Below are 24,639 nucleotides of genomic sequence, written 5' to 3' on the forward strand. Positions count from 1 at the left end.
TATCATCTCCAACCTATATGGTTTCTTCTTTCCTACATGTTAGCCATAATGGCAAGGGGAATTCGGATCATTTGAAACGGAGCTTGCTATGTCCTCAACCAGAACAGATAAATTTTCAGACCCGCGTATATTAGCGGAACACCCCCTTGCCCGAGATGGAAAATATTGCGCAAAGGGTCGAAGTAAAAAGCATCCCGCACGCAGCGTGACAGTCAATGTTTCAGAATCTCCGTTAAGTTGGCTTCGTGCGCGGGGGCATCTGACGGATCGGCAGTTTGACAGCGGAGAGAAATTGCACGCGGATTGGGAACGGGCCAGTTTAGCGCCCAATGTCACCATGAGCTGGAACAGCACGCCGCCGACCGATGGACGCCGCGCGGCGCCCGATATGCTGAATGCTACCGAAGCGCAGATTGCGGCGAAGCAGCGTTTCGACAACGCGATCGCCTATCTGGGCAGGGACCTTTGCGACATTGCTTGGCGAATCATCTGCGCAGGCGAGGGCGTTCCGACAGCAGAAAAGCATCTCGGCTGGCCTGCACGATCTGGGAAACTGGTTTTGAAAATCGCTTTGGATCGGTTGGGTGATTTTTACCGCTTGCCCTGAGAAGTCCAACTTTTCCAATAATGATCATGAACGCCCAAATCCGGTTGATTGCATGCGGCTATGAGTTAAGGTGATTTTCAAATTGATCGATAGGAAATACCGTCCCATGAAAACCCGCGCCGCAGTGGCATTCGAAGCCAAAAAACCGCTGGAAATTGTCGAGCTGGATTTAGAAGGTCCGAAAGCTGGCGAAGTGCTGGTCGAGATCATGGCAACCGGTATTTGCCACACCGATGCCTACACGCTGGATGGTCTCGACAGCGAAGGCAAGTTTCCCAGCGTGTTGGGTCATGAAGGCGCCGGCATCGTGCGTGAAATCGGCCCGGGCGTGACGTCCGTTGCGCCTGATGATCATGTGATCCCGCTCTACACGCCGGAATGTCGCCAGTGTAAATCCTGTCTATCCGGTAAAACCAACTTGTGCACGGCCATTCGGTCGACGCAGGGACAAGGGTTGATGCCGGATGGCACGAGCCGCATGTCTTATAAAGGCGAAGCCATCTATCATTATATGGGTTGCTCCACCTTCTCGAACTTTATTGTGCTGCCTGAAATTGCGGTGGCAAAAATCCGCACCGATGCGCCGTTTGACAAGAGCTGCTACATCGGTTGCGGGGTGACTACCGGCGTTGGTGCGGTAACAAACACGGCAAAGGTTGAGCCAGGTTCGAATGTCATAATCTTTGGTTTGGGCGGCATTGGGCTGAACGTTATTCAAGGCGCTCGCATGGTCGGCGCGGACAAGATTATCGGCGTTGATCTGAACGCTGACAAAGAAGAATGGGGACGGAAATTCGGGATGACACATTTCGTCAATCCGAAAGATGTCAGCGGTGATATTGTCGAGCATCTGGTCGCGCTGACCGATGGCGGCGCAGATTATACGTTCGATTGCACAGGCAGTACCGACGTGATGCGCCAAGCATTGGAAGCCTGTCATCGCGGCTGGGGCGAGAGCATCATTATTGGTGTCGCGGAGGCGGGCAAGGAAATCGCAACCCGACCGTTTCAACTGGTCACTGGCCGGGTCTGGAAAGGCACCGCCTTTGGCGGCGCCCGCGGGCGGACCGATGTCCCGAAGATTGTCGACTGGTATGTGAACGGCAAGATCGAGATTGATCCGATGATCACGCACACGCTGACTCTCGACGAGATTAACAAGGGTTTTGATTTGATGCATGCGGGCAAGAGCATTCGCAGCGTTGTGGTTTTCTAAAACGTTCAATTAAGGAGAGAGATATGTTCAGTCACATCATGGTCGGTTCCAACGACATTGAAAGATCAAAGTCATTTTATAACGCGGTGCTTGCAACGCTGGGCGCCGGTGAGCCGATGGTAGATGTCAAAGAAGACGGCACGACCCGGCTTTTCTATATTCACAACGGGGGCATATTTAGCGTCAGTCAGCCGATTGACGGAGAGCCTGCGACTGTTGCCAACGGCGCAACAGTTGGTTTTGCTTGCTCCTCGCCAGAGCAAGTGAAAGAGTTTCACGATGTCGCCGTCGACAATGGCGCCAAGTCAATCGAAGATCCTCCGGGCCCAAGGGATTCGACCATGGGTCAGATGCACTTGTCTTATGTCCGCGATCCCGATGGTCATAAGTTATGCGCTATGTATCGGCCCGGATGAGCAGTCTGACGACAATTTCCGAGAATAAGGCGTTCGGCGGCGTGCAGGGGGTTTATTCCCATGCCTCCGCCGAAACCAAAACGGATATGACCTTTGCGGTCTTTGTACCGGGGCGTGAGGATGGTGTGAAGCTGCCAGTGCTTTGGTATCTGTCTGGCCTGACCTGCACCCATGCCAACGTCATGGACAAAGGTGAATATCGCCGGTTGGCCAGTGAATTGGGGCTGATCATTGTCTGCCCCGATACATCACCACGCGGTGAAGGCGTGCCGGACGATGAAGCCTATGATATGGGGCAAGGCGCGGGTTTTTACGTCAATGCGACCGAAGAACCCTGGGCTGCCAACTTCCGGATGCGCAGCTATATTGAGCAAGAATTACCCGCACTGATTGCGCAACAATTTCCAGCAGATATGGAGCGGCAAGGCATATTTGGTCACAGCATGGGCGGCCACGGTGCCCTGACCATCGGGTTGCGCAATCCCGATCGGTTCAAAAGTGTTTCGGCTTTTGCGCCGATTGTCTCCTCGCTTAATTGTCCTTGGGGACACAAGGCTCTGGGCGGTTATCTTGGTACCGATCAATCGACTTGGCGCGATTATGATGCCTGCGCGTTGATCGAGGACGGTGCGCGGGTCGCCAATATTCTTGTCGATCAGGGCACGGCAGACCAGTTTCTTGAAGAGCAGCTCAAACCAGATTTGTTAGTGGCGGCCTGCGAACGGGCCGCTATTCCTCTGACGCTGAACATGCGCGAAGGATATGATCATAGCTATTTCACCATCTCGACCTTCATGGACGATCATTTGCGCTGGCATGCGGAGCGACTGTGATGTGGAATGACACGCCGGAAATAGCGCAAATGCGCGAAGCGGTGCGCGCCTTGTGCAGCGATTTCCCCGGCAGCTATTGGCGCGAGAAAGACCGGGCACGCGCCTATCCCGGGGAATTTGTCGACGCCCTCACCAAAGCGGGCTTTCTCGCCGCGCTGATCCCCGAGCAATATGGCGGGAGCGGTCTGGGGCTTTCCGCCGCCGCCGCGATCCTTGAGGAAATTCACAGCAGCGGCTGCAATGCGAGCGCCTGCCATGCGCAAATGTATATCATGGGCACGATATTGCGGGATGGCAGCGAGGCGCAGAAGCAGCAATATCTTCCCAAAATCGCGACCGGCGAACTGCGTCTGCAAGCCTTTGGCGTGACCGAGCCGGGCAGCGGGACCAATACATTGGGTCTGAAAACCACCGCCGTGCGCGATGGTGATGATTATGTGATCAATGGCCAGAAAGTCTGGACCAGCCGCGCGGAATATAGCGACCTGATGGTCTTGCTGGCCCGCACGACGCCGCAGGATCAGGTGCGCAAACGGACGGACGGCTTGTCTGTCTTCATCGTCGATATGCGCGAAGCGGTGGGGAATGGCCTGACGATCAAGCCGATCCGCACCATGATCAATCACAGTACGACCGAGGTGTATTTTGACGACCTGCGTGTGTCGGCGGAAAATATCATTGGCGAGGAAGGCAAGGGGCTGCGCTATATCCTGAACGGCATGAATGCGGAGCGGGTTTTGATTGCCGCCGAATGCATCGGCGATGCGCGCTGGTTCACCGCCAAGGCATCGCATTATGCCAGCGAGCGGGAGGTGTTCGATCGCCCGATCGGCCAGAATCAGGGCGTGCAATTCCCGATCGCGCGCAGCTATGCGCAAACCGAAGCGGCAGACCTGATGGTACGCAAAGCGGCCACGATGTTCGAAGCTGGAGAACCCATGGCCGCAGAAGCGAATATGGCAAAAATGCTGGCATCCGAAGCCTCATGGGCGGCAGGCGAAGCGTGCATGCAGACCCATGGCGGTTTCGCTTTTGCCGAGGATTATGACATCGAACGCAAGTGGCGCGAGACACGGCTCTACCAGATCGCGCCGATCTCAACGAACCTGATCCTGTCCTATCTGGCGGAGCATGTTCTCGACCTGCCGCGCTCTTACTAGCAGTTTTCCCAAGTGATATTCATCTTATCAGGACTGGCCAGATCGGCCATTTTCCTGTAATTCTCCTCAATCCCGACATTCGTTGGGACCAGAAAAGATATGGAGGCCTTGATGAAAACGCTTAGGGTAAAGATTGTAGCTCCGGCTATCGCAACGATAATGTTACTCAGTGCATGTGGCGACGGTGGGGGATCAGAAGCGGCTCCAGAGGCCTCCAGTGAAGCGGCCAGCGCAGAATTGCCCAATGGCATGACGATCAAGGAACAGATTGAAGCGCGGCAGGGCCAACTTGAAAAAGTAGGCGATGCATTCAAGGCGATCAGCGATCAGCTGAAAGCCAGCACCCCCGATATCGCCATCATTCAGGAAGCCGCCGCTGCGGTTCCGGAAGCCACAGAAGGCATGGCGGACTGGTGGCCGGAGGGCAGCGGTCCTGAGTCCGGTGTCGAAACAGACGCGCTCCCCGCTATCTGGGAGAATATGGCAGACTTCCAAGAGAAAGTCGGCAATATGCAGGAAGCCGCGGCAAATCTGAACACCGTGGCGCAGGGCGGCGATATCGCGGCCATTGGCGAGGCGTTCAAGACTACCGGCGGCACCTGCAAAGCCTGTCATGACGATTATCGTCTGGACGACTAGCCTGCGATGACTTCAAAGGCCGGGCAGACACTGGTCTGGGACTGGACGATCCGCCTGTTTCACTGGCTGATCGTCCTGCTCCTCCCGCTCATGTGGTGGACGGCCGAAGAGGGGATGATGGACTGGCACCGGCGACTGGGGCTGACCCTGTTTGCGGTGATCCTGTTCCGCCTGATCTGGGGTATCATCGGCAGCTGGACCGCGCGGTTCGTGCCGATGATCAAGCGGTTGGCGGCGGTACCCGCTTATGTCCGCGATCTGTTTGCGGGACGGCACCGTCCCTCTTTCGGGCATAGCCCGCTCGGCAGTTTGAGCGTTTTCGCTCTGCTCGCCGCGCTATCCGTGCAGGTCGGAACCGGCCTGTTCACCGTCGATGTGGACGGGCTGGAATCCGGTCCCCTGTCCATTCTGATCAGTTTTAGCACGGGCCGGGATATTGCCGATATTCATGAATTGAACTTTGATATCCTGGTGGCGTTGATTGCGCTGCATATCGTCGCCATCGCCATCTACCGGTGGGTTCTGAAAGACAATCTCATCCGCCCGATGGTCACCGGTCACCGGAACGATGTCGAGCCAGCGTCGGTCGTCAATGTCCGCCCCGTCGCCCTGATCGCCAGCATCGCAATCGTTGCGGGCAGTCTGTACGCGGTTATGAACGCCGGTTAAGCGTCTAATAGCCCAGCGCCTGCCCGTCCTTCCGCATCTCGGTGGCGCCGATATAGACCCCGGTCTCGGGATCGCGGACGACCGCCTGATAGCCGCCAAACATCACACCATTATCCACTCGCTTGACCTTGTGGCCCATCGCCTTGAGCCGCTCCACCGTCTCCTCTGAAATGCCCGGCTCGACATGCAGCGTGCCGAGCAGGTCTGCCCCCGTGCCCGTCAGATCATCGGTCGGTTGCCGCCCACCATCATGGTTGAGGCGCGCGGCATCACCTGCTTGCTGCAGGTTCATGCTATAATCGACCATGTTGATCATCACCTGCACATGGCCCTGCGGCTGCATGCCGCCGCCCATCAGGCCGAAGGACATATAGGGCTGGCCATCCTTTTTCATGAAGGCGGGAATGATTGTCTGGAACGGACGTTTGCCCGGCGCATAGACATTGGGATGGGCGGGATCGAGCGAGTAGAGCTCTCCGCGATCCTGAAACATGAAGCCCAGTCCATCGGCAACCAGACCGCTGCCCATCCCGCGATAGTTGGACTGGATCAGCGAGACCATCATGCCGTCCTTGTCGGCAACCGTCAGATAGGTCGTGTCACCTTCGCCCTCCAGCTTGGGCTCGCCGGGGCCAAATTCCGGTGAGGCCTTGGCAGGATCAATCAGCGCGAACCGCTCTTTGCCATACTCATCCGATAGCAGCCAGTCGAGCGGGGCGGGGGACATGTCGGGATCGGCATAAAAGCGCGCGACATCCTCAAAAGCGAGCCGCTTGGCTTCGGTGATATAATGCAGCACTTCGGCGCTGCCGCGCGGATATTGCGCCAGGTCGATATTTTTGAGGATATTAGCCATTTGCAGCGCCGCAAAGCCCTGGCTGTTCGGTGGAAGTTCACACAATTCATAGCCCTTGCGATAGGTCACACAGCCCGGTTCCACCCATATGCTGCTATGCGCTGCAAAATCTTCGTAGCGCAAATTGCCGCCAATGCGTTTGAAATAGGCGTCCATCGTCCGGGCAATCTCGCCCTTGTAAAACACATCACGCCCGCCTTGGCCAATTTTGGTCAAGGTGCTGGCGAGATCCGGATTTTTGAAAATCTTGCCTTCCTCAGGCGGACCATCTGCAAAATAGGTCGCGCGGGCATTGTCAAACTCCCCGATCATATCGAGATTTTCTTCAAAACGCTTGAGATTGCGGCCGAAATAATAGCCGATCACTGGCGCAATCGGATGCCCTTCATTGGCATAGTCAATTGTGGGCGCGAGGATATCGGCCATGCTCAGCTTGCCAAAGCGCTCATGCATCTCAAACCAGCCATCCACCGTTCCAGGCACAGTGACCGGCAGCGGACCGAAGGGCGGAATGGTTTTGCGGCCATCCAGCTGTTTGATAAACTCGTCATAGGAGGTGCCCATCGGACTTTTGCCAGACGCGTTCAGGCCGTAAAGCTTCTGGGTCTTGGGGTCCCAGATAATCGCAAACAGGTCCCCGCCAATGCCGTTGCCGGTCGGTTCCATAAGCCCAAGCGCCGCATTGGCGGCAATGGCTGCATCAACCGCAGTGCCACCTTTCTTGAGGATATCAATCGCGATCTGGCTGGCCAGCGGATGGGCGGTCGCGGCCATCCCGTTTGCTGCGTAGACGGGGCTGCGGGCCCAGGCTTCGCCAACCGGACGCCCGCCGCCGCCAATTTCAAGGACGGGTTTCTGAACGCCGCTTTCTGCTGCTGTCTGTTGCGCCGCTGCCGGAGAAAAGGACAAAGCCGCCGCCGCGGTAAAAGCCAAAAACCGTTTCATCATATCCTGCAACCCCTAACCCTAATCCTCTGGTACAATTTGATTCGTTCATATTAGAGCCCGAATTCCTGACAGTTTATACAGCTTCGACACAGAATCGACTGAAAAATCGCGACATGTCTGGCCGAAAAAGTCAAAATCAGGCTCTTAAAGGAACGAACAGCGTCACAGACAATCTATACGCATGCCATCAATGTAGGAAAGCAGTATTTACAGGGGCTTTCATAGCCTGTTTGGGCAAGATGCAGGTATGTTGCGGTGCACAAAAAACTTGACTTGATATCATTTGATCCTATTTAGCATCACAGCAAAGGCAGATAACTGTCTGGCGAAAGTTCTGCGTGAGAGATGAAAAGTTTATCTCGAACCTCGCCTCATTGCTCTTTTATTTCCCGGCAGCCTGATCACGCGGGTCGTCTTAACCGACGGCGGACGCGCGCATAGCAATGATGCTGTGCCGTAACACTCGCTGCTATTTTTAAGGTATTATTTTTGACTTTATTTTCTGATTTCGCTCTGGCGAAACCAATTCAAACGCGTGTGGCCGAAGGCGGCTACACCAAACCATCCCCCATTCAGCAGCAGGCCATTCCGCCAGCGCTGGAAGGCAAGGATATTCTTGGCATCGCACAGACCGGCACCGGCAAGACCGCTGCTTTCTCGCTGCCTTCTATCCATCACCTGTTGAACAACAAGCGCAAGCCTGGCCGCAATGAATGCCGGATGCTGGTACTCGCACCGACGCGCGAATTGGCGCGGCAGATTGCCGATAGCATGACCGGCTATTCCAAAGGCCTTGGCATGTATGTAACGTCTGCTTTTGGCGGTGTTCCGATCAACCGGCAAAAACGCATTTTGCAGCGCGGCGTGGATGTGCTTGTCGCAACCCCCGGCCGTTTGCTGGACCTCGTCGATCAACGCTGCCTAGACCTCAGCAAGGTTGAGATATTGGTGCTCGACGAGGCGGATCAAATGCTTGACCTCGGTTTCATCGTTCCGCTGAAAAAGATCGTTCCGTTGCTTCCGAAAAAGCGTCAGAGCCTGTTCTTCTCGGCAACCATGCCTAAGACCATTTCTCAACTGGCAGACCAGTTCCTGACCAATCCGGTCCAGGTTTCTGTTGCACCGCAATCGACAACCGCTGAGCGGGTTGACCAGCGCGTTACCTATATTAATCAAGATGATAAGCAGCGTTTGTTAAAAGACTTTGTGAACCAGGAAAACCCGGATCACATGCTGGTCTTTACCCAAACCAAACATGGCGCGGACAAGGTTGTGAAAAACCTGAATGCCGTCGGTATCCACAGCGCTGCCATTCACGGTAACAAGAGCCAGCCACAGCGCGAACGTGCTTTGGGTGATTTCCGCAAGGGCAAGATCAATATTCTCGTCGCGACGGACATTGCCGCGCGCGGTATCGATGTTGACGGGGTCAGCCACGTGATCAACTTTGATATGCCCAACGTGCCGGAGCAATATGTTCACCGCATCGGGCGTACTGCACGGGCAGGGGCCTCCGGTATTTCCTACTCGATGGTGGCACCGGATGAACGCCAGTTCCTGCGCGATGTGGTAAAGCTAACCGGCGTGAAACCGGAAGTGGTTGAGCTACCCGAAGGCTATGACGAACCACCTCGCGAAGAAGTAGCGCCCCGTATCTATGGCCAAAAGCCAAAGAAATATGGCGCGAAGCCGACCCGTGGCGGTCCTTCCAAGAATAAGCATAGTTCTCGCAAAGGTCGCCCAGGCGGCGGTGGTCGCGGTGGCAATGGCCGGGGTGGGCCGGGTTCAAAACCAAAGAGCGACGGCCCGAAGCATTGGAACAATGGCGCAAAATCATTCAAGCGGCGCCAGGCGCGCAAAGCGGATGCTTGAATAACAATATCTATGCGATAAGGGCTTTTTGTGACGAGTTTCGCTTCTGATAAGAAAACCGAGGTTTGCTAAGATGATAGCGAGTTTGCTAAACCGGCTGGCTGACAAACGGACTTGGCGCCAAATTCAGAAATTCGTCATAGTGAGCGCGACAAGTGCTACGATCACGCTTGGGATTCCGATATTTCTGCATGAGATATTGGGGGTTCAGGAAAAGATCGCGGTACTCGTCGCGTTTGTCGTTGCCTATCTGATCAATTTCCTGTCGCTGCGCCGTCTTGTATTTGATAGCGCTGCCTCCGTGCGGGATGATTTCGTTAAATTTGCACTTAGCAGTCTCGCGTTTCGGACCTCCGAATATGTCTTGTTCCTCGTTTTGCACGAGTTTTTTGGCATATCCTATATTCTGGCATTGCTAGCCATCCTGACGACCGCGACTATCCTCAAGTTTTTCTGGTATCGCAGACTCTTCGACAATGCCGGGGCGGGTGTCAGCCAATAGGGCCTTTTGCGCATCCTCCAGATGCCTTAGTTTTTCTAGTGATATTTCGATAAGTTGCCGGTTATGACTGATCAGGTCCGCCATCAAACCCAGAATAAATGTCAGCACGCCGACGATCAGGAAGGCTGACCCGATCACCAGCGACTGGATCTTGCCTTCGCCGGACGCAAACAAATAGAAATAGAGAAATCTTACCATTGGAATAGCGCCGATAAGCCCGATAACTATGCCAATCAGGGTGAAAACCCGGAGGGGCTGATACATGGAATACATCCGCAAAAGCGTCGTTCCAGATCGCTCGATAAACCGGAATACGCTGTTAAACAGTCGCGAATCTCTGGTTTTGGGATTGGTCCGGACAGGAACGCTGGTGAAGGCTATTCCTTTCTTGCCGACCTGAATCAGCATCTCGATTGTGTAGCTAAATGAAGAAACAATGTTGATACGAAAGGCCGCTTCCCTGGAAATCGCGCGGAAACCGCTGACTGCGTCGGGAACATCCACTTCGGAAAAGCGCCGCACCACCCAGCTGCCAAAACGTTGCAACAGCTTCTTGCCCAGCGAGAAATGCTCGATGGTGGAGGTTTGCCGGTCACCAATGGTTATGTCGGCGGTTCCCGCGATAATGGGTTGCACCAGTTTTGCAATATCCGCGCCGCAATATTGGTTGTCGCCATCGGTATTGACGATGATATCAGCGCCCAAGCTAAGACTGTGATCCAGTCCTTTCTTGAATGTTCGGGCGAGACCCATATTTCGCTTGTTTCTAAGAACGTGATGGACGCCAAGTTTTTGAGCCAGCTCGGATGTCCCGTCTGATGAACCGTCGTCTATAATCAAAATTTCGATCGTATCGATGCCGTCGATTGATTTTGGGATGTCTGCGACTGTTTCCTCAAGCGTGCCGGCTTCGTTGAAACAGGGAATTTGCACTATCAATTTCATGATCGTCTCTTTCTTCACCCGATGATTGCCGGCAGGTCGTAACTATTATGCACGAATTTGTAAAAGGTAAAACCGGCACCCGAACTGCATATCATGTTGAATATGTACCATTTTGGGTTATCAGCTAATTCGGGTTGGAATGAGTTTTTGTGTTGACATAATCACTCACCGTACGTTCGTGTAAATGGTCGGAGACCAATGTTGGGCAAAATTGGAAAGACGGGTTTCGGGCCAACCCTTTACGCTACTATGTCGACCATGATTTTGGCGCTGGCTTTATTATGGCCGTCATTCATCAATGGCGAGCCATTCTACATGCCGGACACGCCCAGCTATATCCGTGCTGCGGATGCTGGCGTTTATAAACTGACGGGAATCGAATCTGCATGGACCAATGAGTTTCATGACCGGTATGCGGCTGGCTCGGACGAAACGCCGACATCGGATGAAGATGTGAAAGCGGAACCATCTAATTCCATCGAAAATGGTCCCGTCGCTTTGGCTGGTCGTTCGGTTTTTTATGGCGCTTTTCTTTATCTGGCCCAAATCTTCGGCAATTTTTGGCTGGTGGCAGTGATTCAATCTCTGATTGTCGGGATAGCGATCATGCTGACGATCAAGGCTTTTGTTCCGGAAGGAACTCGGGGTGCGGGGGTAATGCGAATTTTATCGATCGGCTTGCTAGTTGTTTTTCTTTCCTCCGCCGCTTTTTTCTCAGGCTTCTTGATGCCCGATATTTTTGCTGGTCTCGGGTTGCTGTCTTTTGTTCATTTGGCGGCATTTTGGGATCGGCAGGGCAGGGCAGAGAGACTGTTCTGGTTTGGTTTGCTGCTCGCTGCGATGCTTTTTCACAATACTAATGTTCTGATTACGGTCTCTCTGTTGGCGCTGGTTATACTGGGCAATATTACCAAGTTTCTACAGGCGGGATGGCGGCCTGTTCTGGTCGTTGTCACGAGCATATTGCTTTCCTTTGGGGGGCAATCCGTTTTCTATTGGGGCGTTACAAAATATTCGGGCAATGCGCCGGTGATGCCGCCTTTTCTTGCCGCGAGAGTGATTGATGATGGGCCTGGATACAAATATCTGGAAAAGCATTGCGGAACAGAGGACCTGAAATTTTGCCGAGTACTCGACTTTAAAGTTATCAATCATGATCAATTGCTTTGGAGCAAAGAGAAGGATGCGGGCTTTTTTCAAGCTTTGCCAAACCGTGAAAGACGCGAGGTTGCGGCAACAGAAAAGGCATTCGTTCTGGATGTGTTTTTAGAATATCCGGTTGAAGTATTGGTTGCGTCATTCCGTGGCTTCGGGACGCAGCTCGTCACCTTCAATCTTCCCAACTTCAACTATAACGACAAGCAAATAGCGCAATATCAAGACAAGATTCCTGGCAGGTATTTCGACGCGCAAAAGCAATCGGCAGCATATAAAAACACCATGCCGACCAGCTTCTGGGAGATATCTACGTTTATTGTGTCGGCTGCAGCCTTGTTGTTTCTGGTGATTTTCATATTCCGGAGCTTCAAGCATTCCGGTCGTCTCAGCAAACCAGCGGTTTTTTCGATATTAATCGTCGTCGGAATATTCGCAAATGCAGCAATTTGTGGCGCGCTTTCAGGACCAAAAGGCAGATACCAGATGCGCCTTGTTTGGGTACTTCCCTTGGCTGCCGCTAGCATGTTGCCTTATCGGCAAACACGGATGAAGGCGGCCGAGCCAACAGAATAGCTCGCGAAAATCATTGCGCTCGTGTGGCGATCAATCACCGCGCAGAGCCTTGATGTCTGACAGGTGAGAAATTTCTTTGTCGCTCAAGCCCAGCCAGTTTTTTAGAGCGGTGATATTATGTTCGCCGCGTTTGGCGGTTTTGCTGTTGCTATCAATACCGCTCTTCGATTTTGAAAAACGATAAGGCGACTGCACAGTCCGGCGGGGATTGCCATCATCATCAGTGACATCGACTATGGTGCCGAGGTGCCCGATGCTCGGTTGATCATAGACATCCGGACCAAAGGGATGCACTTCGCCCCAAGCCAGGTTGAGCCGATCGAGCGTCGCAGTCAGCGCCTCGAACCCGTCTTGGGACCGGATATGCTGTTCCATCGCTTCGCGGCGCAGCCTTACCTTGGTCGGAATATCCGCGCCCTCGGGTGTGGGATCTGCAAGGCCGTCTTTGGTCGAGAACATCAGCCAGAGCCACTTCATGTCACCGACAATCAGAATCTGACGATCTTCAGGTGCTTCCCAGACCAGAGTTTCCGGCGGTTTAGGCCAGATATCATCAAGCGCGAAATGAGCGTAATCATCAGCTGAATGCAGGACGTTGAGCATCGCCAGATCGATATGTTGGCCTTCGCCGGTCTGATCGAGTGTGCGCAAAGCGGACAGGATCGCGATGATTCCGTGCAGGGAACTATAACTGTCCGCCATGGCAAACTGAATATCGGTGGGATGACTGCCGCTTATCTGGGCTTGCCGGGCAATCAAGCCGGTCTCGGCATGAAGAACCGGCGCATAGGCCGCCTTTTCACGCTCTGGCCCGTTCTGGCCGTAGCCGGAGATGGACAGCATGATGAGTTGCGGATTGACCCTGGACAGGCCCTCCCAGCCGATGCCAAATTTATCCATAATGCCTGGGCGGAAATTCTCTACGACGATATCGGCCTCTGCCGCCAGTTTCCTGACCAGTTCCGGCGCGCCTTGGGCTTTGAGGTCCAGGCAGATATTCTGCTTGCCGATATTGAGCTGCAGATAATTGCCACTGACCCCGCTTTCCCGCTTGGCGAGTTTGCGGGTGACATCGCCTTCCGGCGGTTCAACCTTCAACACCTCTGCGCCGAGATCGGACAGCATCCGGGTGGCATAGGGGCCCGCGACCACGCGTGAAAAATCCAGGACCTTGAGCCCTGCTAAAGGGAAATCTGCCATAGCCGCCTGACTTTAGAGTTTCATCTGCTGCTTCATGGTCTTTTCGGTAGCGGAACCATAAGGTGGCAGGAAACCAGCAATTTTGGCAATGTTGACTTTTGGCTGGCGGTAAACGGCCTTGGCGTGGCTGAACTCCTTGAAGCCATCTGGTCCGGTATAAGCACCCATGCCCGAAGGACCAACGCCGCCAAAGGGTAGGTCATGCTGGGCGATGTGGAAAATCACATCGTTGACGGTCACGCCGCCAGAAATGGTGCGGTCCAGCACCTTGCGCTTGTCGGACTCCGTTTCCCCGAAATAATAGAGCCCCAGGGGACGATCATGATCGTTCACATATTCGATGACTTCATCGAGATTGCGATAAGTTTTGATTGGTAGCACCGGACCGAAAATCTCTTCCTGCATGACCCTCATGTCTTCATTCACATTTTGCAGTACCGTCAGCGGCATTTTGTTGCTGTTGGTGTTGGCAAAATCTTCGTCACCCGGATTGACCACTGTCTGCTTTGCGCCTTTGGCAACCGCGTCGTCGATCAAGCCCTGCAGACGTTCCTTATGCCGCCCGTTGATCACTGATGTGTAATCGTCATTGGATATCATCGTCGGATACTGTTCCGTAACATTGTTGGTTATGCCCTGTACAACCGCCTCTTCCTTGTCCTGCGGCACCATCAAATAATCTGGCGCCAAACAGATTTGACCAGCATTCATCATCTTACCCATTGCGATGCGCTGGGTAGCTTTTTGGACGTCAGCATCAGGTCCGACAATAGTCGGTGACTTGCCGCCGAGTTCCAGTGTAACCGGTGTGAGATTCTTTGCCGCCGCGGCCATAACATGTTTGGCAATTCCGCCGCCTCCTGTGAAAATCAAGTGATCCCAAGGAATTTCGGAAAAGGCTTTGCCCGTTTCCGGACCACCGGTAATGACGGTCATTTCTTCTGGGACAAAATATTCGGACACCAGTTTTTTGACCAGCTCGCCAGTTTCTGGGCAGAATTCTGAAAATTTGATAATCACCCGGTTGCCGGCACCGAACGCGCCGATGGCTGGGTCAAAGGCCAGATTGATCGGGAAATTCCAAGGGGAAATCACGCCAACAACACCTTTAGGTTGATATTCCACAGTCCCGCTGGCACCCAGCAAGCCTAACGGAAAGTCAGTCTTGCGTTTTTCAGGACGCATCCATTTGCGCAGGTTTTTCTTGTGATCTTTCGCATGGCCAACGACCGACATGAGGTCAGTCATAACTGTTTGCACCGAGCTGCGATGGCCAAAATCATTGGACACGGCCTCGCACAGGGCGTCTTTGTGATCGATAATCATCTGGGCCGTACGGTTGATACGGTCCATCCGGGTTTCATAACTGACAGGTAACTCAGCATGAAACGCATCGCGCTGCGCCTGAAACGCTGCCATGATTTCATCCTTGCTGACTTCGCCAGCTGCTGCTTCCAATGCTTCCATCACTCTTCTCCTGCAAAACGCCTGAGTGCGTTTTTTTATTTTGGTTTCAATTGACCACTTAAACCATATTTTTGCGGTTTGTCGAGGCTGAACGCCTTATCGAGATGCAGCGGAAATTGCCTCTGCTAAAGCAATCGTCTGTTCGGCCTGTCGTAAATGCAGGATCTCAGTCATCTTCCCATCAACAGTAATGACACCTTTGCCAGCATTGGCAGGATCTTTGAATGCTGCAATTATTGCCCGAGCCTTAGCAACTTTACTATCATCCGGCGCGAATTCCCGGTTTGCGATCTCAATTTGTGCTGGATGAATGAGCGTTTTTCCGTCAAAGCCAAAGGCCTTGGCCCGTCGGCATTCCTGTTCAAAACCTTCGGGGTCTTTAAAATCATTATAGACACTGTCCAGGATGTTTAGGTCAAAGGCGCGTCCGGCCATGATCGTTTGCGAGATTGCTGGCGTAAACAGGGTGCGATCATGCTCTGCGCGCATTTCCTTGGCAAGATCGTTAAATCCCATGACGAAGGTGGTAAGTCGGGTTGCAGAAGCAGTCTCTGCAATTTGGGCAATATTGAGCACCGCAATTGGCATTTCAATCATGGCCCATAGTTGCAAGTCGCCATGCGCGCCCTCGCGGTCGATAAACCCGGATATTTTAACAATGTCGGCGGCGCTGTGAATTTTGGGGACTAGAAGTCCGTTCGCATTGCTAGCGCAGATACTCTTTATGTCATCGGTGAACCAGGGCGTATCCATGGCGTTTACGCGCACTATCATTTCCCGATTCCCATAACCGCCTTCAGCCAGCGCTTGGCAGGCCGCATCGCGCGCGCTGGTCTTCGCATCGGGCGCAACGGCGTCTTCGAGATCAAGGATGATCGTGTCAGCAGCCAGAGTTTTAGCTTTCTCCAACGCCCGCGCGTTGGACGCGGGCATATACAGGCATGAGCGGCGCGGGCGGAAGGATGGGCTGATCATGGCACTACGATACCATCTTTTTGGTGCGCAACAAGTCGCAGTACAAAGATGAATTTCTACATGGTAGAAGCTCAGAATAATAACGCAGACTTACCAATTATTAACTATAAATCGAGTATTGGTTTGGGATCGATATTCGCCGACTGGCATGTTGGTTTTGAAAAGGCTCGATCCTATGACGCATCAAACCAATAGCCAGAAAAGGATTGATAACAACACAAATTTACTTAATTGGCTAAGTAAGTATTGGCTGATTGCACTGGTCAGTATTCCCTTGGTTCGAGTATTGATGTTGACGTCATTTGATGGGAGTTTTTCACAATGGCAGGTTTCAGCGCGGCTGTTTTTCCTTCCATCTTTATTTTTGGAGATGGGGATATTCATCCTCGCTGTTCTAAATGGTCTAAACCTTACCAGATCGTTCGGGAAGTTGCCCTTTGCGGCCAAGCTAGCGCTTGGTAGTTGGTTAGTGATTCTCTGTGGTGCCACTGTTCTCAGCGACGCCATACCCGATTTAGCAATCCGCGCCGCGATGTTTTGGATCACCCATGTTTTATTTTTTGCTGCTGTTGCCCATTTAATGGCTAAGAGTAAGGGAGTTTCCTTCAATGCGGAAAATTTCTTGGTCATTTTGCCGGCGACATCTGCCATGGTCGGCCTGTTAATAATGCTATTTGTTTTTTGGACTGGATTGGACAGCAATTTTAACTGGGCTGAGCATTTGCCCGGCTATGCAAACTTGCGCCATACTGGCTATATATTTGCGCCTGCGATAGCACTTAGTCTTGGGCATCTGGCAGCCCGGCCAACACAGTCTCCCCTAATTCACATAGGCCTGATAATTTTCAACACAGGTATCATGCTTTGGCTTGGTTCTCGAGGACCAGTTTTCGGGCTATTATTTGGGTTGGGCGTTTGTACGCTGTGCTTTCACCAGATGCGCAACGCACAATTTTGGATCAGAGGCTCGATCGCGATGACTGCCGCCGCTTTTTTGTCTTTGATGCTGCCCATTCCTAAAGATTCTCTTTTTGGCGCATTGAGGCGCTTATGGGACTCGAGCACCGGAGAGGCGTCTATAACGTCTGGTCGCCTGGATTTTTGGATCGAAACGGTCGGATTGATATCTCATAAGCCGTTTTTTGGATATGGCGCGCATAATTTTCAGTTTGTGAGCGAGCATGCCAATGGGATGTTTAAACATCCCCATCAAAGTATATTGCAGTTCTTCTTTGACTGGGGATTGATTGGAGGTGGACTTTTCGTCTTTTTGTTGAGCCTCATCGCGTTCAAGTCTTTTGTTTCAAGCGATTGCGCGCCTCACATTAAACTGATTTCCGCCATGCTTGTATCGACGATGTTTGGGTTCTCATTAGTCGATGGTATATTTTTCTACCCATATACCATCGCAATTTTTATCGTTTTTCTGCTTTGGCCCGTCATTGATGGACAAAGAAATGAGCATAGATCGCCTGCTTCTTAGTCGGCCTGCTTTACAAATATTAGTAAGTGAGCGAGTACATTTAATCGGTTTATACTGAGATTTCCTGGCCAGTCTGCCGGAACTAAAAACTTCGCTTTAACACGCTAGCTGCAGCTTATTGACTGCCTTCATATTATCCGGCTGATCCGGCCAAATACCGCGAGTATCATAGACTACTTTCGCGGCGCGTTCGTCCAGCGGAATGGATTTGAACATGTCGTGGTCAGTTAATGTGATTATGACGGGGCAGCTTTCAAGCGCTTCATCGATGTCGATCAGTTCAGCGCCCGTGCCTTCAAACGCGGGCGCTTCTTCCTACACGCCGCTGCTACCTGTCAGCATGAAGGCGCAGTTATTGATCAACGCAATAAAATTAGGATAGTCTAGCGGCTCAATCATCATTACGTTATTCAGATCGCCAAGAGCATTGTTCATAATGGCGCGTACATTAGGATTGAGGTCAACTCGGGAAATACGGGTACATCGTCCCGGCCGGCAATTTCGCGAAGCGCAGACGCTATGTTTACCAAACCATCACCAAAATTCTCTCGCCGATGGCTGGCTACTCCGATGATTTTTTATCAGAATATTTCCTAGGTCTTCGCTTAATAGAGGATTTTTGACGTTTTTCAACGGTAGATAGTAGCGCATCAATGACCGTGTTGCCGGTGATAGTGATTTGCTGATCTGGTATATTTTCTTTGATCATTGCTTCTACAGACATCTTCGTAGGCGCAAAATGTTGGTCGGCAATATTGCCAATGTTTTTGCGATTTACATCTTCCGGCCAAGGATGACAGATATTGTAACTGCGTAAGCTGGCTTCGACATGGCTCACCGGAATTTTGCGATAATATGCTGCGAGCGCTCCGCTGATGGCTGTAGCTGTATCACCTTACTCAATTACACATTGAGGCTGAATAGTTTCAATGTGTACCAATGCCCATCAGCAGGCGGCCTGTCAGCTCATCGAGGCTCTGATCAGCCCGCATTAAGTCCAAATCATAGTCCGGCTTGATGTCTGCTATCGCAATACTTGATCGAGCATTTCTAGGTGTTGCGCCGTAACGCAGCTAGTAACATCTAATTCGCCGCTCTTCGATAGCGCATTTATGACAGGAAAAAGTTTTATGGCCTCCAGTCTAGTTCCGAAAATCGTCACAATTTTTGGTTTTGTCATCATGTTATTCATAGTGAATCAAATAATGACCGTCGTCTAAATCTTAATAACTACATTATCTCTCGATTTGTTCATTGACGGTTAGGGATCACTCAGCCAAGCGGCGCATATGCAATGGTTAGAAATAAAGATTTGGCTTGAGAGCACTACGGGGTTGGACCGGGATGTGCTGCATATTTACGGTGCAATCGCAATTCAATTCGGGCTTGCTCTGTTTTTTCGTAGATCGCTGGCAAGTCCTTGGCCGTGGCTTGCGGTCCTTATAGCTGCGGCCGCTAATGAATATTTGGATTATCAAAGAGTGGGTGATAGCCCCGCATCCATAGCGCTCTTCCAAGCCGAAGGTTATAAAGACATGTGGAATACAATGTTGATTCCAACCTTTCTTTTACTGGTCGCTCGGTTCTGGCCGTCTTGGATTGCCGGAAAATCAAAAGATATGGATCGATCCATACAGGCTAAAATTCGCGAAAAAGAAACTATCTAGTCTGTATTTCTTCGCGCCGTTACGATTTTTCTGACATTTTGTGATTGGCCCTTTGGCAAAATCATGACTTTTTTGCCGCTGGCAACGATGATCAGATTTTCTAAACCAAATGTTGTGATTTCAAGCCCATCAGAATGAATGAGGTTATCTTTCGATTCTACTGCGACAACGTCTCCAAATGTTACGTTGGATTGATCATCAGATTGACTGATTTCAAATAAGGAATCCCAACTTCCTACATCTGACCAGCCGGGGTTGATCGGAGTTACTGCTACTTTCTCGGCTTTTTCCATAATCGCATAATCAATCGAGTCTGATGGTGCATTCGCGAAACTGGACTCATTCGGTTCTATCCGAGTTTGGTCTCTAGCCGCTTTTTCCATTGCATTTTTTGCAGCTTGCAACATTTCTGGCGCGTGCTGGGCCATGGCTTCCAAATAGGTATCTGCCCGAAACAGGAAAATACCAGCGTTCCAGTAATATCCGCCCTCGGCTAACATTTTTTCTGCATTGCTGTGGTTTGGCTTCTCTACAAAGCGCTGCGCAGCAAAGCTATTGGAACTGCCGATAACAGGCTCGCCTTGTTGAATATAACCATAGCCTGTTTCGGCACTGCGGGGTTCTATTCCGAAAGTAACCAACCAGCGGGCTTTTGCCAATGAAACCGACTGCCGGATTGCTTCTTGAAATGCCGGCACATCTTTGATGACATGGTCACTGGGCATCACGAGCAAAAGGTTTTGCGGACGTCTGCAGGCGAGGGCAGCCAATGCAATGGCTGGAGCGGTATTTCTGGCGCAAGGTTCTAATATATGAGCTTGTACCTCTGCACCAATTTCTCCCATCTGCTGTTCTGCAAGGTCTGCATGTTTCGCGCCACCGACTATGATTGGCAGGTCAAAAAGACTGGTGTCCTGGCAGCGTTCCAGCGTTAGCTGAAACATACTCAGAGAGCCGGTGAGATTAAGAAATTGTTTGGGCCGTTCATCCGTGGAAACCGGCCATAGACGTGTTCCAGAGCCACCGGATAAGATAACGGGTGTAATCAGATTGTCTTCGCTCATTTCATTCAACTCAATTCACGCTGCAAGCGATCAAAGATTTAATATTTTTCGACAGATCTATTTCCGAAGCTTTGGTGCAAAGTCCACACTCACCAGCGTGAATGGCCTTGCCCCTGGCCATGACCTTTCCTTCCAACGGCAAAATCTGCCATTCTCCTGACGCGGTACCTTTCAGCACGGCTTGATCGTTGCCGATGACTTGGAATAGTTTGAAATGCGGTCCATCAATCAGCTTTGCGGATTGGTCAGCCGCCGGTTCCTGATAATGTTTCATGTCGTAAGGCGTTAGTGTGGCAACGGAAAGAGCATCTTCCAAATGCAGTTCACGCGGACGGCCATAGTCGTACAATCTATAGGTTATGTCAGCGTTTTGTTGCACCTCGATAAGCTGTATTCCCGGACCAATCGCGTGGATGGTGCCCGCTGGAATATAGTATAGATCGCCGGATTTAACCGGTTTCCAGTCGATAAGCTGTTCGATCTGACTACACGCAACGGCAGCATGTAACTTTGTTGCACTCACTTCCTTGGTGAGGCCGATCCCCAGTAAGGCATTTGGTTCGGCTCTCAATATGTACCAGCATTCTTCCTTGCCGCTAGGAAGGCCCTTCCGACGTGCCTGGCGATCATTGGGATGAACTTGTATGGACAGTTTTTCGCTGGTGAACAGATATTTGGTCAACAATTTCGGTGTAACACCCTTGGGCGGTTGAAACCAGATTTCGCCGATCTTGTTTTTTTGTTTGCCGCCAAATACCTTCGGCAAACTCGATTGCCCCAAGGTTTTGGAACGGATTTCTGTTTGAGTTTCATCAGTGCCTGCTTAAAGTTCAGTTACGCCCGATGCTGGTATATTCCAGCCCGCTTTTGGCGACATCTGTCGGATGATATATATTGCGCAAGTCAACCAATGTATTGCCAGACATTGCTGATGATAGTTTTGCGAGGTCGAGCGCGCGGAAGGCATCCCATTCCGTGACTATCACAACAGCATCAGCGCCTGTAGCGGCCTCGTAGCTGCTGTTCGTCATCGCTACACCCGGCATTATTTCGGCTGCAGCGTCCATTCCTTCCGGATCAAAAGCGCTAACCTCTGCGCCCGCATCCAATAGTGTTTGTGCGATTGCAATGGCAGGCGCATCACGCATATCATCTGTATTGGGCTTGAAAGTCAGGCCGAGTAACGCAATTTTCTTTCCTCTTGCCTGACCGCCCAAGGCTTGGATGACTTTACGGCCCATAGCTCGCTTTCGTTGATCATTGACTTGCACGACTGCTTCCACGATCCGCACAGGGCTCTCATTGTCCTGCGCAGTTTTTAATAGAGCCAAGGTATCCTTGGGAAAACAGCTACCGCCATAGCCAGGGCCAGCATGCAAGAATTTCGAGCCTATACGATTATCTAAACCAATACCGCGAGAGACTTCCTGAACGTCCGCGCCAACTTTTTCGCACAAGTCGGCAATTTCATTGATGAATGTTATTTTGGTAGCAAGGAAAGCGTTAGCTGCGTATTTTGTAAGCTCAGCTGTGCGGCGACCGGTAAAGAGAATGGGGGATTCGTTCAGGAACAATGGGCGATATATCTCGCTCATGACGTCCTTGGCCCATTCGATTTCAGCACCAATGACGATACGGTCGGGGCGTTTGAAATCGTCAATGGCGGCGCCTTCGCGAAGAAATTCAGGATTAGATACCACTGCAAATTGATCGGAGTTAAGTTTTTTAGACAAAATTAACTCGACTTCGTCACCCGTGCCCACAGGTACTGTCGACTTCGTCACAACGACCGTAGGCTTAGTGATTGCTTCGGCAATTTCTTCGCTAGCGGCATAAACATAGCTCAGGTCAGCATGACCATCTCCGCGACGTGAAGGTGTTCCGACCGCAATAAATACGGCATCACAATCTTTGACTGATTCTTTCAGATCGCCTGAAAAAGATAAGCGGTCGCCGCTGACGTTGCGTTCGACGAGGCTGGCAAGGCCTGGTTCAAAAATTGGCATGATATTTTGATTCAGTTTCTCAATCTTGCCGGGGTCTTTGTCGACGCAGATGACTTGATGGCCAAAGTCAGCAAAACATGCGCCAGAAACCAAGCCAACATAACCAGATCCGATCATTGCAATTTTCATAGTGCTCCTTTGAAATTCTATTACTTAAATCGTTTTTATACGTAATATCGCGCTTCTGGCCTGATCAACATTTATGGTCAAGCGCGGTAAATTAATCCGGCTTCTCTAAAGTGCGTTCTGTCCCTTCTTAGCAAAGGCTGGTAAAGATTTAATGTGCGCAAGAGATGCAGACCTAACCTAGTCGAAGTTCGAGAAAGATTTGCGACGTAATAAACGGTAGCTGAAATAGTTGGAAAATGCGATAGAAGCGGCTAATAAACAGAAACTCGAGCAGCATTTAGTATTTTAGTATTCGGGTATTACGGGGATTATGACAATCGAGACCATCACCGCCTTGATCACGGCTTTTTTGGCTAAAATTGCGAATATGGCGCGATGGAAAAAGCAACTCACTGTTGTATCCCTGGATATAATTCTTTGTATTCTATCAATAATCGTCGCTTACTCTCTGCGTATCGGCGTTTGGGTCTATTGGGACTTGGCTATACAGAAAGTCGTTGTCGGCTCGTTGCTGATATTGGCACCGGTTTTCTACTATAGCGGTGTCTACAATGCGATTTTTCGCTATGCGGGCTCAGGAATGATGAAAACCCTTGTCAGGGCTTTTGTCATTTATTCTGTGCCGATGGTTTTGATTTTTTCTGTATTTGGGTTGGCAGGCGTGCCGCGGACAATTGGCGTAATCCAGCCGATAATCTTTTTTATCGCTGTCGGTTTTTCGCGCGTTATGGCCCGCTATTTGATGGTTGATATACTGGGTCGCAACCTTTTTGGGGGCAAGTCAAAACCGTTTTGATCTATGGTGCTGGGAGTGCGGGGCAACAGCTTGCATCCTCTATGCGTTCAGAGCCGGCCATGCGTTTGCGAGGCTATGTGGATGATGATCGCAGGTTAGACGGGCAAAAACTGGACGGCGACAGAGTTTTTTGGAGTGGTGACTTACCTGACGTAATCAGCAAATATGCAGTGACCGATATATTGCTGGCGTTGCCGAAGATATCTCGCAAAAAGCGCCGCGCCATCGTTGATCAAGTTCAAAAGTTTAAAGTTCACGTTCAGACCCTTCCGAACATGAAGGATATCATGGACGGACAGGTGTCATTTAACGACATTCGCGAACTAGACATTGAAGACCTGCTGGGCCGGGAACCCGTTGCGCCCAATGATCTGCTGCTAGGCCGGACAATTGTTGGCAAAACAGTAATGGTGACCGGCGCCGGCGGTTCAATCGGCAGCGAGCTTTGTAGACAAATTACTCAGTCGGGAGTCCATAGGTTACTACTTTTTGAACTGTCAGAATTTTCGCTTTACGCCATCGAATCTGAGCTGAAGCGATACATAAAAAGCAGTGACCTTGAAAATATAGATATCATACCCGTGTTGGGCTCTGTCACGGACGCCAGACGCCTTCAAGAGACTCTGTCTTATTGGAAGCCCGACACAATTTTTCATGCCGCGGCTTATAAGCATGTACCGTTGGTTGAAGCGAACCCAGTAGAAGGTATCAGAAACAACGTCTTGGGTACCTTCGAACTCGCCAATGCCGCGCATGCAGCGAACGTGAGCGATTTCATTCTGATCAGCACAGATAAAGCGGTTCGTCCGACGAATGTCATGGGCGCAACAAAGCGAAGCGCTGAGCAAATTATACAAGCTTTTGCGGAAAAAAGTGAAACTAGGTTTTCGATGGTTCGCTTCGGCAATGTTCTGGGTTCAAGCGGCTCTGTCGTTCCTCTATTCCGCCAGCAGATCGAAATGGGAGGGCCGATAACACTGACGCATCGCAACGTTACACGCTATTTCATGACCATACCGGAAGCTGCGCAACTCGTCATCCAGGCTGGCGGTATGGCCAAGGGCGGTGAGGTATTCGTGCTGGATATGGGCAAAGCAGTACGGATTATCGATTTGGCGAATACAATGGTTCAACTTTCCGGCTTAACGGTTCGAAGCGAAGCTAACCCGGATGGAGATATTGAAATTCAGGAAATCGGGATGCGTCCGGGCGAAAAGCTATATGAAGAGCTAATCATCGGTAATAATCCTAAGTCTACGGTCCATAATCGCATTATGATGGCGCGCGAGAATCACCTAGACCAGGCTGATCTGGATCAATTGGTCGATGGTTTTAGAAAATGCCGTGAATCAGGTGAGGCAATCGCGCTTCTGAAAAAAATGGTCCCGGAATTTGATCACAAACGCGATAATGAAGAGGTGGAAATAGCCTCCTGATTATTTCGCTATTGATAGCACG

24 protein-coding genes and 1 pseudogene are annotated in these 24,639 nt (G+C 51.3%); 14 read left to right on the forward strand and 11 right to left on the reverse strand.

Going from position 1 to position 24,639, the window contains the following annotated elements:
- The first annotated feature begins 88 nt into the window (after positions 1–88).
- The 7 genes from J4G78_RS17060 (at position 89) to J4G78_RS17090 (ending at position 5,540) form a co-directional block, all read left to right on the forward strand.
- Positions 89–607, forward strand: a complete 519-nt coding sequence (locus J4G78_RS17060; protein ID WP_243457141.1) for a DUF6456 domain-containing protein — start codon at positions 89–91, stop codon at positions 605–607.
- Positions 608–713: 106 nt separating this feature from the next.
- The gene (locus J4G78_RS17065) at positions 714–1,823 is read left to right on the forward strand and encodes an S-(hydroxymethyl)glutathione dehydrogenase/class III alcohol dehydrogenase (RefSeq protein ID WP_207987695.1); all 1,110 of its coding nucleotides are present in this window, start codon (positions 714–716) and stop codon (positions 1,821–1,823) included.
- A gap of 23 nt (positions 1,824–1,846) precedes the next feature.
- Positions 1,847–2,239, forward strand: coding sequence for a VOC family protein (locus J4G78_RS17070; RefSeq protein ID WP_207987696.1), 393 nt, complete (start codon positions 1,847–1,849; stop codon positions 2,237–2,239).
- Positions 2,215–3,072 carry an S-formylglutathione hydrolase gene (gene fghA, locus J4G78_RS17075; RefSeq protein WP_243457142.1) on the forward strand — a complete coding sequence of 286 codons (858 nt, stop codon included), beginning with the start codon at positions 2,215–2,217 and terminating at the stop codon, positions 3,070–3,072. The genes J4G78_RS17070 and fghA overlap by 25 nt, the downstream gene beginning before the upstream one ends.
- Complete coding sequence (locus tag J4G78_RS17080; RefSeq protein WP_207987697.1) at positions 3,072–4,232, forward strand: acyl-CoA dehydrogenase family protein; 1,161 nt, start codon at positions 3,072–3,074, stop codon at positions 4,230–4,232. Before fghA ends, J4G78_RS17080 begins: the two co-directional genes overlap by 1 nt.
- Before the next feature lie 111 nt (positions 4,233–4,343).
- Complete coding sequence (locus J4G78_RS17085; protein ID WP_207987698.1) at positions 4,344–4,871, forward strand: c-type cytochrome; 528 nt, start codon at positions 4,344–4,346, stop codon at positions 4,869–4,871.
- A gap of 6 nt (positions 4,872–4,877) precedes the next feature.
- Positions 4,878–5,540 carry a cytochrome b/b6 domain-containing protein gene (locus tag J4G78_RS17090; protein WP_207987699.1) on the forward strand — a complete coding sequence of 221 codons (663 nt, stop codon included), beginning with the start codon at positions 4,878–4,880 and terminating at the stop codon, positions 5,538–5,540.
- A gap of 4 nt (positions 5,541–5,544) precedes the next feature.
- Here the strand turns inward: J4G78_RS17090 and J4G78_RS17095 are convergent, their stop codons facing one another.
- Positions 5,545–7,341 carry a gamma-glutamyltransferase family protein gene (locus J4G78_RS17095; RefSeq protein WP_207990829.1) on the reverse strand — a complete coding sequence of 599 codons (1,797 nt, stop codon included), beginning with the start codon at positions 7,339–7,341 and terminating at the stop codon, positions 5,545–5,547.
- 492 nt (positions 7,342–7,833) lie between these two features.
- Between J4G78_RS17095 and J4G78_RS17100 the strand changes: the two genes are divergently transcribed.
- The gene (locus tag J4G78_RS17100; protein WP_207987700.1) at positions 7,834–9,216 is read left to right on the forward strand and encodes a DEAD/DEAH box helicase; all 1,383 of its coding nucleotides are present in this window, start codon (positions 7,834–7,836) and stop codon (positions 9,214–9,216) included.
- Between the two features lie 73 nt (positions 9,217–9,289).
- On the forward strand, positions 9,290–9,718 hold the full coding sequence (locus tag J4G78_RS17105) for a GtrA family protein (RefSeq protein WP_207987701.1): 429 nt from the start codon (positions 9,290–9,292) through the stop codon (positions 9,716–9,718).
- On the opposite strand, the gene J4G78_RS17110 is transcribed toward J4G78_RS17105, so the two are convergent.
- Complete coding sequence (locus J4G78_RS17110; RefSeq protein WP_207987702.1) at positions 9,632–10,663, reverse strand: glycosyltransferase family 2 protein; 1,032 nt, start codon at positions 10,661–10,663, stop codon at positions 9,632–9,634. The genes J4G78_RS17105 and J4G78_RS17110 overlap by 87 nt on opposite strands.
- 198 nt (positions 10,664–10,861) lie before the next feature.
- On the opposite strand from J4G78_RS17110, the gene J4G78_RS17115 reads away from it, so the two are divergent.
- Positions 10,862–12,394: a hypothetical protein gene (locus J4G78_RS17115; RefSeq protein WP_207987703.1), complete on the forward strand. Its 1,533-nt coding sequence runs from the start codon at positions 10,862–10,864 to the stop codon at positions 12,392–12,394.
- A gap of 30 nt (positions 12,395–12,424) precedes the next feature.
- Here the strand turns inward: J4G78_RS17115 and J4G78_RS17120 are convergent, their stop codons facing one another.
- The 3 genes from J4G78_RS17120 to J4G78_RS17130 form a co-directional block, all read right to left on the reverse strand.
- Positions 12,425–13,594 (reverse strand): CaiB/BaiF CoA transferase family protein, encoded by a 1,170-nt coding sequence (locus J4G78_RS17120; RefSeq protein WP_207987704.1) that lies wholly within the window; start codon positions 13,592–13,594, stop codon positions 12,425–12,427.
- 12 nt (positions 13,595–13,606) lie between these two features.
- Positions 13,607–15,061: a coniferyl aldehyde dehydrogenase gene (locus J4G78_RS17125; RefSeq protein ID WP_207987705.1), complete on the reverse strand. Its 1,455-nt coding sequence runs from the start codon at positions 15,059–15,061 to the stop codon at positions 13,607–13,609.
- Between the two features lie 96 nt (positions 15,062–15,157).
- Positions 15,158–16,036, reverse strand: coding sequence for an HpcH/HpaI aldolase/citrate lyase family protein (locus J4G78_RS17130; protein WP_207987706.1), 879 nt, complete (start codon positions 16,034–16,036; stop codon positions 15,158–15,160).
- Between the two features lie 175 nt (positions 16,037–16,211).
- Here J4G78_RS17130 and J4G78_RS17135 point away from each other — a divergent pair, with 175 nt between their 5' ends.
- Entirely contained in the window at positions 16,212–17,519 is a 1,308-nt protein-coding gene (locus J4G78_RS17135; protein ID WP_207987707.1) for an O-antigen ligase family protein, read from the forward strand.
- A 96-nt stretch (positions 17,520–17,615) separates the two neighbouring features.
- Here the strand turns inward: J4G78_RS17135 and J4G78_RS18230 are convergent.
- The 3 genes and pseudogenes from J4G78_RS18230 to J4G78_RS18315 all read right to left on the reverse strand — a co-directional run.
- A pseudogene (locus J4G78_RS18230) lies at positions 17,616–17,819 on the reverse strand (Rossmann-fold NAD(P)-binding domain-containing protein); the annotation flags it as partial.
- Between the two features lie 15 nt (positions 17,820–17,834).
- Positions 17,835–17,954 carry a hypothetical protein gene (locus J4G78_RS18310; protein ID WP_207987708.1) on the reverse strand — a complete coding sequence of 40 codons (120 nt, stop codon included), beginning with the start codon at positions 17,952–17,954 and terminating at the stop codon, positions 17,835–17,837.
- Positions 17,955–18,081: 127 nt separating this feature from the next.
- A complete protein-coding gene (locus J4G78_RS18315) occupies positions 18,082–18,357 on the reverse strand; it encodes a UDP-N-acetylglucosamine 2-epimerase (RefSeq protein WP_375140343.1) in 276 nt (91 codons plus the stop codon).
- Positions 18,358–18,808: 451 nt separating this feature from the next.
- On the opposite strand from J4G78_RS18315, the gene J4G78_RS17150 reads away from it, so the two are divergent.
- A complete protein-coding gene (locus tag J4G78_RS17150; protein WP_207987709.1) occupies positions 18,809–19,186 on the forward strand; it encodes a hypothetical protein in 378 nt (125 codons plus the stop codon).
- On the opposite strand, the gene J4G78_RS17155 is transcribed toward J4G78_RS17150, so the two are convergent.
- The 3 genes from J4G78_RS17155 to J4G78_RS17165 all read right to left on the reverse strand — a co-directional run bounded on the left by J4G78_RS17155 (position 19,183) and on the right by J4G78_RS17165 (position 22,385).
- On the reverse strand, positions 19,183–20,250 hold the full coding sequence (locus J4G78_RS17155; protein WP_207987710.1) for a mannose-1-phosphate guanylyltransferase/mannose-6-phosphate isomerase: 1,068 nt from the start codon (positions 20,248–20,250) through the stop codon (positions 19,183–19,185). The two genes, J4G78_RS17150 and J4G78_RS17155, sit on opposite strands and share 4 nt — an antisense overlap.
- Before the next feature lie 10 nt (positions 20,251–20,260).
- Positions 20,261–21,016, reverse strand: coding sequence for a class I mannose-6-phosphate isomerase (locus tag J4G78_RS17160; RefSeq protein ID WP_207987711.1), 756 nt, complete (start codon positions 21,014–21,016; stop codon positions 20,261–20,263).
- 64 nt (positions 21,017–21,080) lie between these two features.
- Positions 21,081–22,385 (reverse strand): UDP-glucose dehydrogenase family protein, encoded by a 1,305-nt coding sequence (locus J4G78_RS17165; protein WP_207987712.1) that lies wholly within the window; start codon positions 22,383–22,385, stop codon positions 21,081–21,083.
- A 310-nt stretch (positions 22,386–22,695) separates the two neighbouring features.
- Here J4G78_RS17165 and J4G78_RS17170 point away from each other — a divergent pair, with 310 nt between their 5' ends.
- On the forward strand, positions 22,696–23,181 hold the full coding sequence (locus J4G78_RS17170) for a hypothetical protein (protein ID WP_207987713.1): 486 nt from the start codon (positions 22,696–22,698) through the stop codon (positions 23,179–23,181).
- A 59-nt stretch (positions 23,182–23,240) separates the two neighbouring features.
- Positions 23,241–24,617: a polysaccharide biosynthesis protein gene (locus J4G78_RS17175; RefSeq protein WP_207987714.1), complete on the forward strand. Its 1,377-nt coding sequence runs from the start codon at positions 23,241–23,243 to the stop codon at positions 24,615–24,617.
- Positions 24,618–24,639 lie beyond the last annotated feature (22 nt).

The organism is Parasphingorhabdus cellanae (assembly GCF_017498565.1).
In the GTDB taxonomy this organism is placed as follows: Bacteria; Pseudomonadota; Alphaproteobacteria; order Sphingomonadales; family Sphingomonadaceae; genus Parasphingorhabdus; species Parasphingorhabdus cellanae.

Bases quoted from the DNA above. Each gene is read 5' to 3' on its own strand.
- J4G78_RS17060 (WP_243457141.1), top strand. From the start codon at position 89: ATGTCCTCAACCAGAACAGATAAATTTTCAGACCCGCGTATATTAGCG.
- J4G78_RS17065 (WP_207987695.1), top strand. From the start codon at position 714: ATGAAAACCCGCGCCGCAGTGGCATTCGAAGCCAAAAAACCGCTGGAA.
- J4G78_RS17070 (WP_207987696.1), top strand. From the start codon at position 1,847: ATGTTCAGTCACATCATGGTCGGTTCCAACGACATTGAAAGATCAAAG.
- fghA (WP_243457142.1), top strand. From the start codon at position 2,215: ATGCGCTATGTATCGGCCCGGATGAGCAGTCTGACGACAATTTCCGAG.
- J4G78_RS17080 (WP_207987697.1), top strand. From the start codon at position 3,072: ATGTGGAATGACACGCCGGAAATAGCGCAAATGCGCGAAGCGGTGCGC.
- J4G78_RS17085 (WP_207987698.1), top strand. From the start codon at position 4,344: ATGAAAACGCTTAGGGTAAAGATTGTAGCTCCGGCTATCGCAACGATA.
- J4G78_RS17090 (WP_207987699.1), top strand. From the start codon at position 4,878: ATGACTTCAAAGGCCGGGCAGACACTGGTCTGGGACTGGACGATCCGC.
- J4G78_RS17095 (WP_207990829.1), bottom strand. From the start codon at position 7,341: ATGAAACGGTTTTTGGCTTTTACCGCGGCGGCGGCTTTGTCCTTTTCT.
- J4G78_RS17105 (WP_207987701.1), top strand. From the start codon at position 9,290: ATGATAGCGAGTTTGCTAAACCGGCTGGCTGACAAACGGACTTGGCGC.
- J4G78_RS17110 (WP_207987702.1), bottom strand. From the start codon at position 10,663: ATGAAATTGATAGTGCAAATTCCCTGTTTCAACGAAGCCGGCACGCTT.
- J4G78_RS17115 (WP_207987703.1), top strand. From the start codon at position 10,862: ATGTTGGGCAAAATTGGAAAGACGGGTTTCGGGCCAACCCTTTACGCT.
- J4G78_RS17120 (WP_207987704.1), bottom strand. From the start codon at position 13,594: ATGGCAGATTTCCCTTTAGCAGGGCTCAAGGTCCTGGATTTTTCACGC.
- J4G78_RS17125 (WP_207987705.1), bottom strand. From the start codon at position 15,061: ATGGAAGCATTGGAAGCAGCAGCTGGCGAAGTCAGCAAGGATGAAATC.
- J4G78_RS17130 (WP_207987706.1), bottom strand. From the start codon at position 16,036: ATGATCAGCCCATCCTTCCGCCCGCGCCGCTCATGCCTGTATATGCCC.
- J4G78_RS17135 (WP_207987707.1), top strand. From the start codon at position 16,212: ATGACGCATCAAACCAATAGCCAGAAAAGGATTGATAACAACACAAAT.
- J4G78_RS18310 (WP_207987708.1), bottom strand. From the start codon at position 17,954: ATGAACAATGCTCTTGGCGATCTGAATAACGTAATGATGATTGAGCCG.
- J4G78_RS17150 (WP_207987709.1), top strand. From the start codon at position 18,809: ATGCAATGGTTAGAAATAAAGATTTGGCTTGAGAGCACTACGGGGTTG.
- J4G78_RS17155 (WP_207987710.1), bottom strand. From the start codon at position 20,250: ATGAGCGAAGACAATCTGATTACACCCGTTATCTTATCCGGTGGCTCT.
- J4G78_RS17165 (WP_207987712.1), bottom strand. From the start codon at position 22,385: ATGAAAATTGCAATGATCGGATCTGGTTATGTTGGCTTGGTTTCTGGC.
- J4G78_RS17170 (WP_207987713.1), top strand. From the start codon at position 22,696: ATGACAATCGAGACCATCACCGCCTTGATCACGGCTTTTTTGGCTAAA.
- J4G78_RS17175 (WP_207987714.1), top strand. From the start codon at position 23,241: ATGCGTTTGCGAGGCTATGTGGATGATGATCGCAGGTTAGACGGGCAA.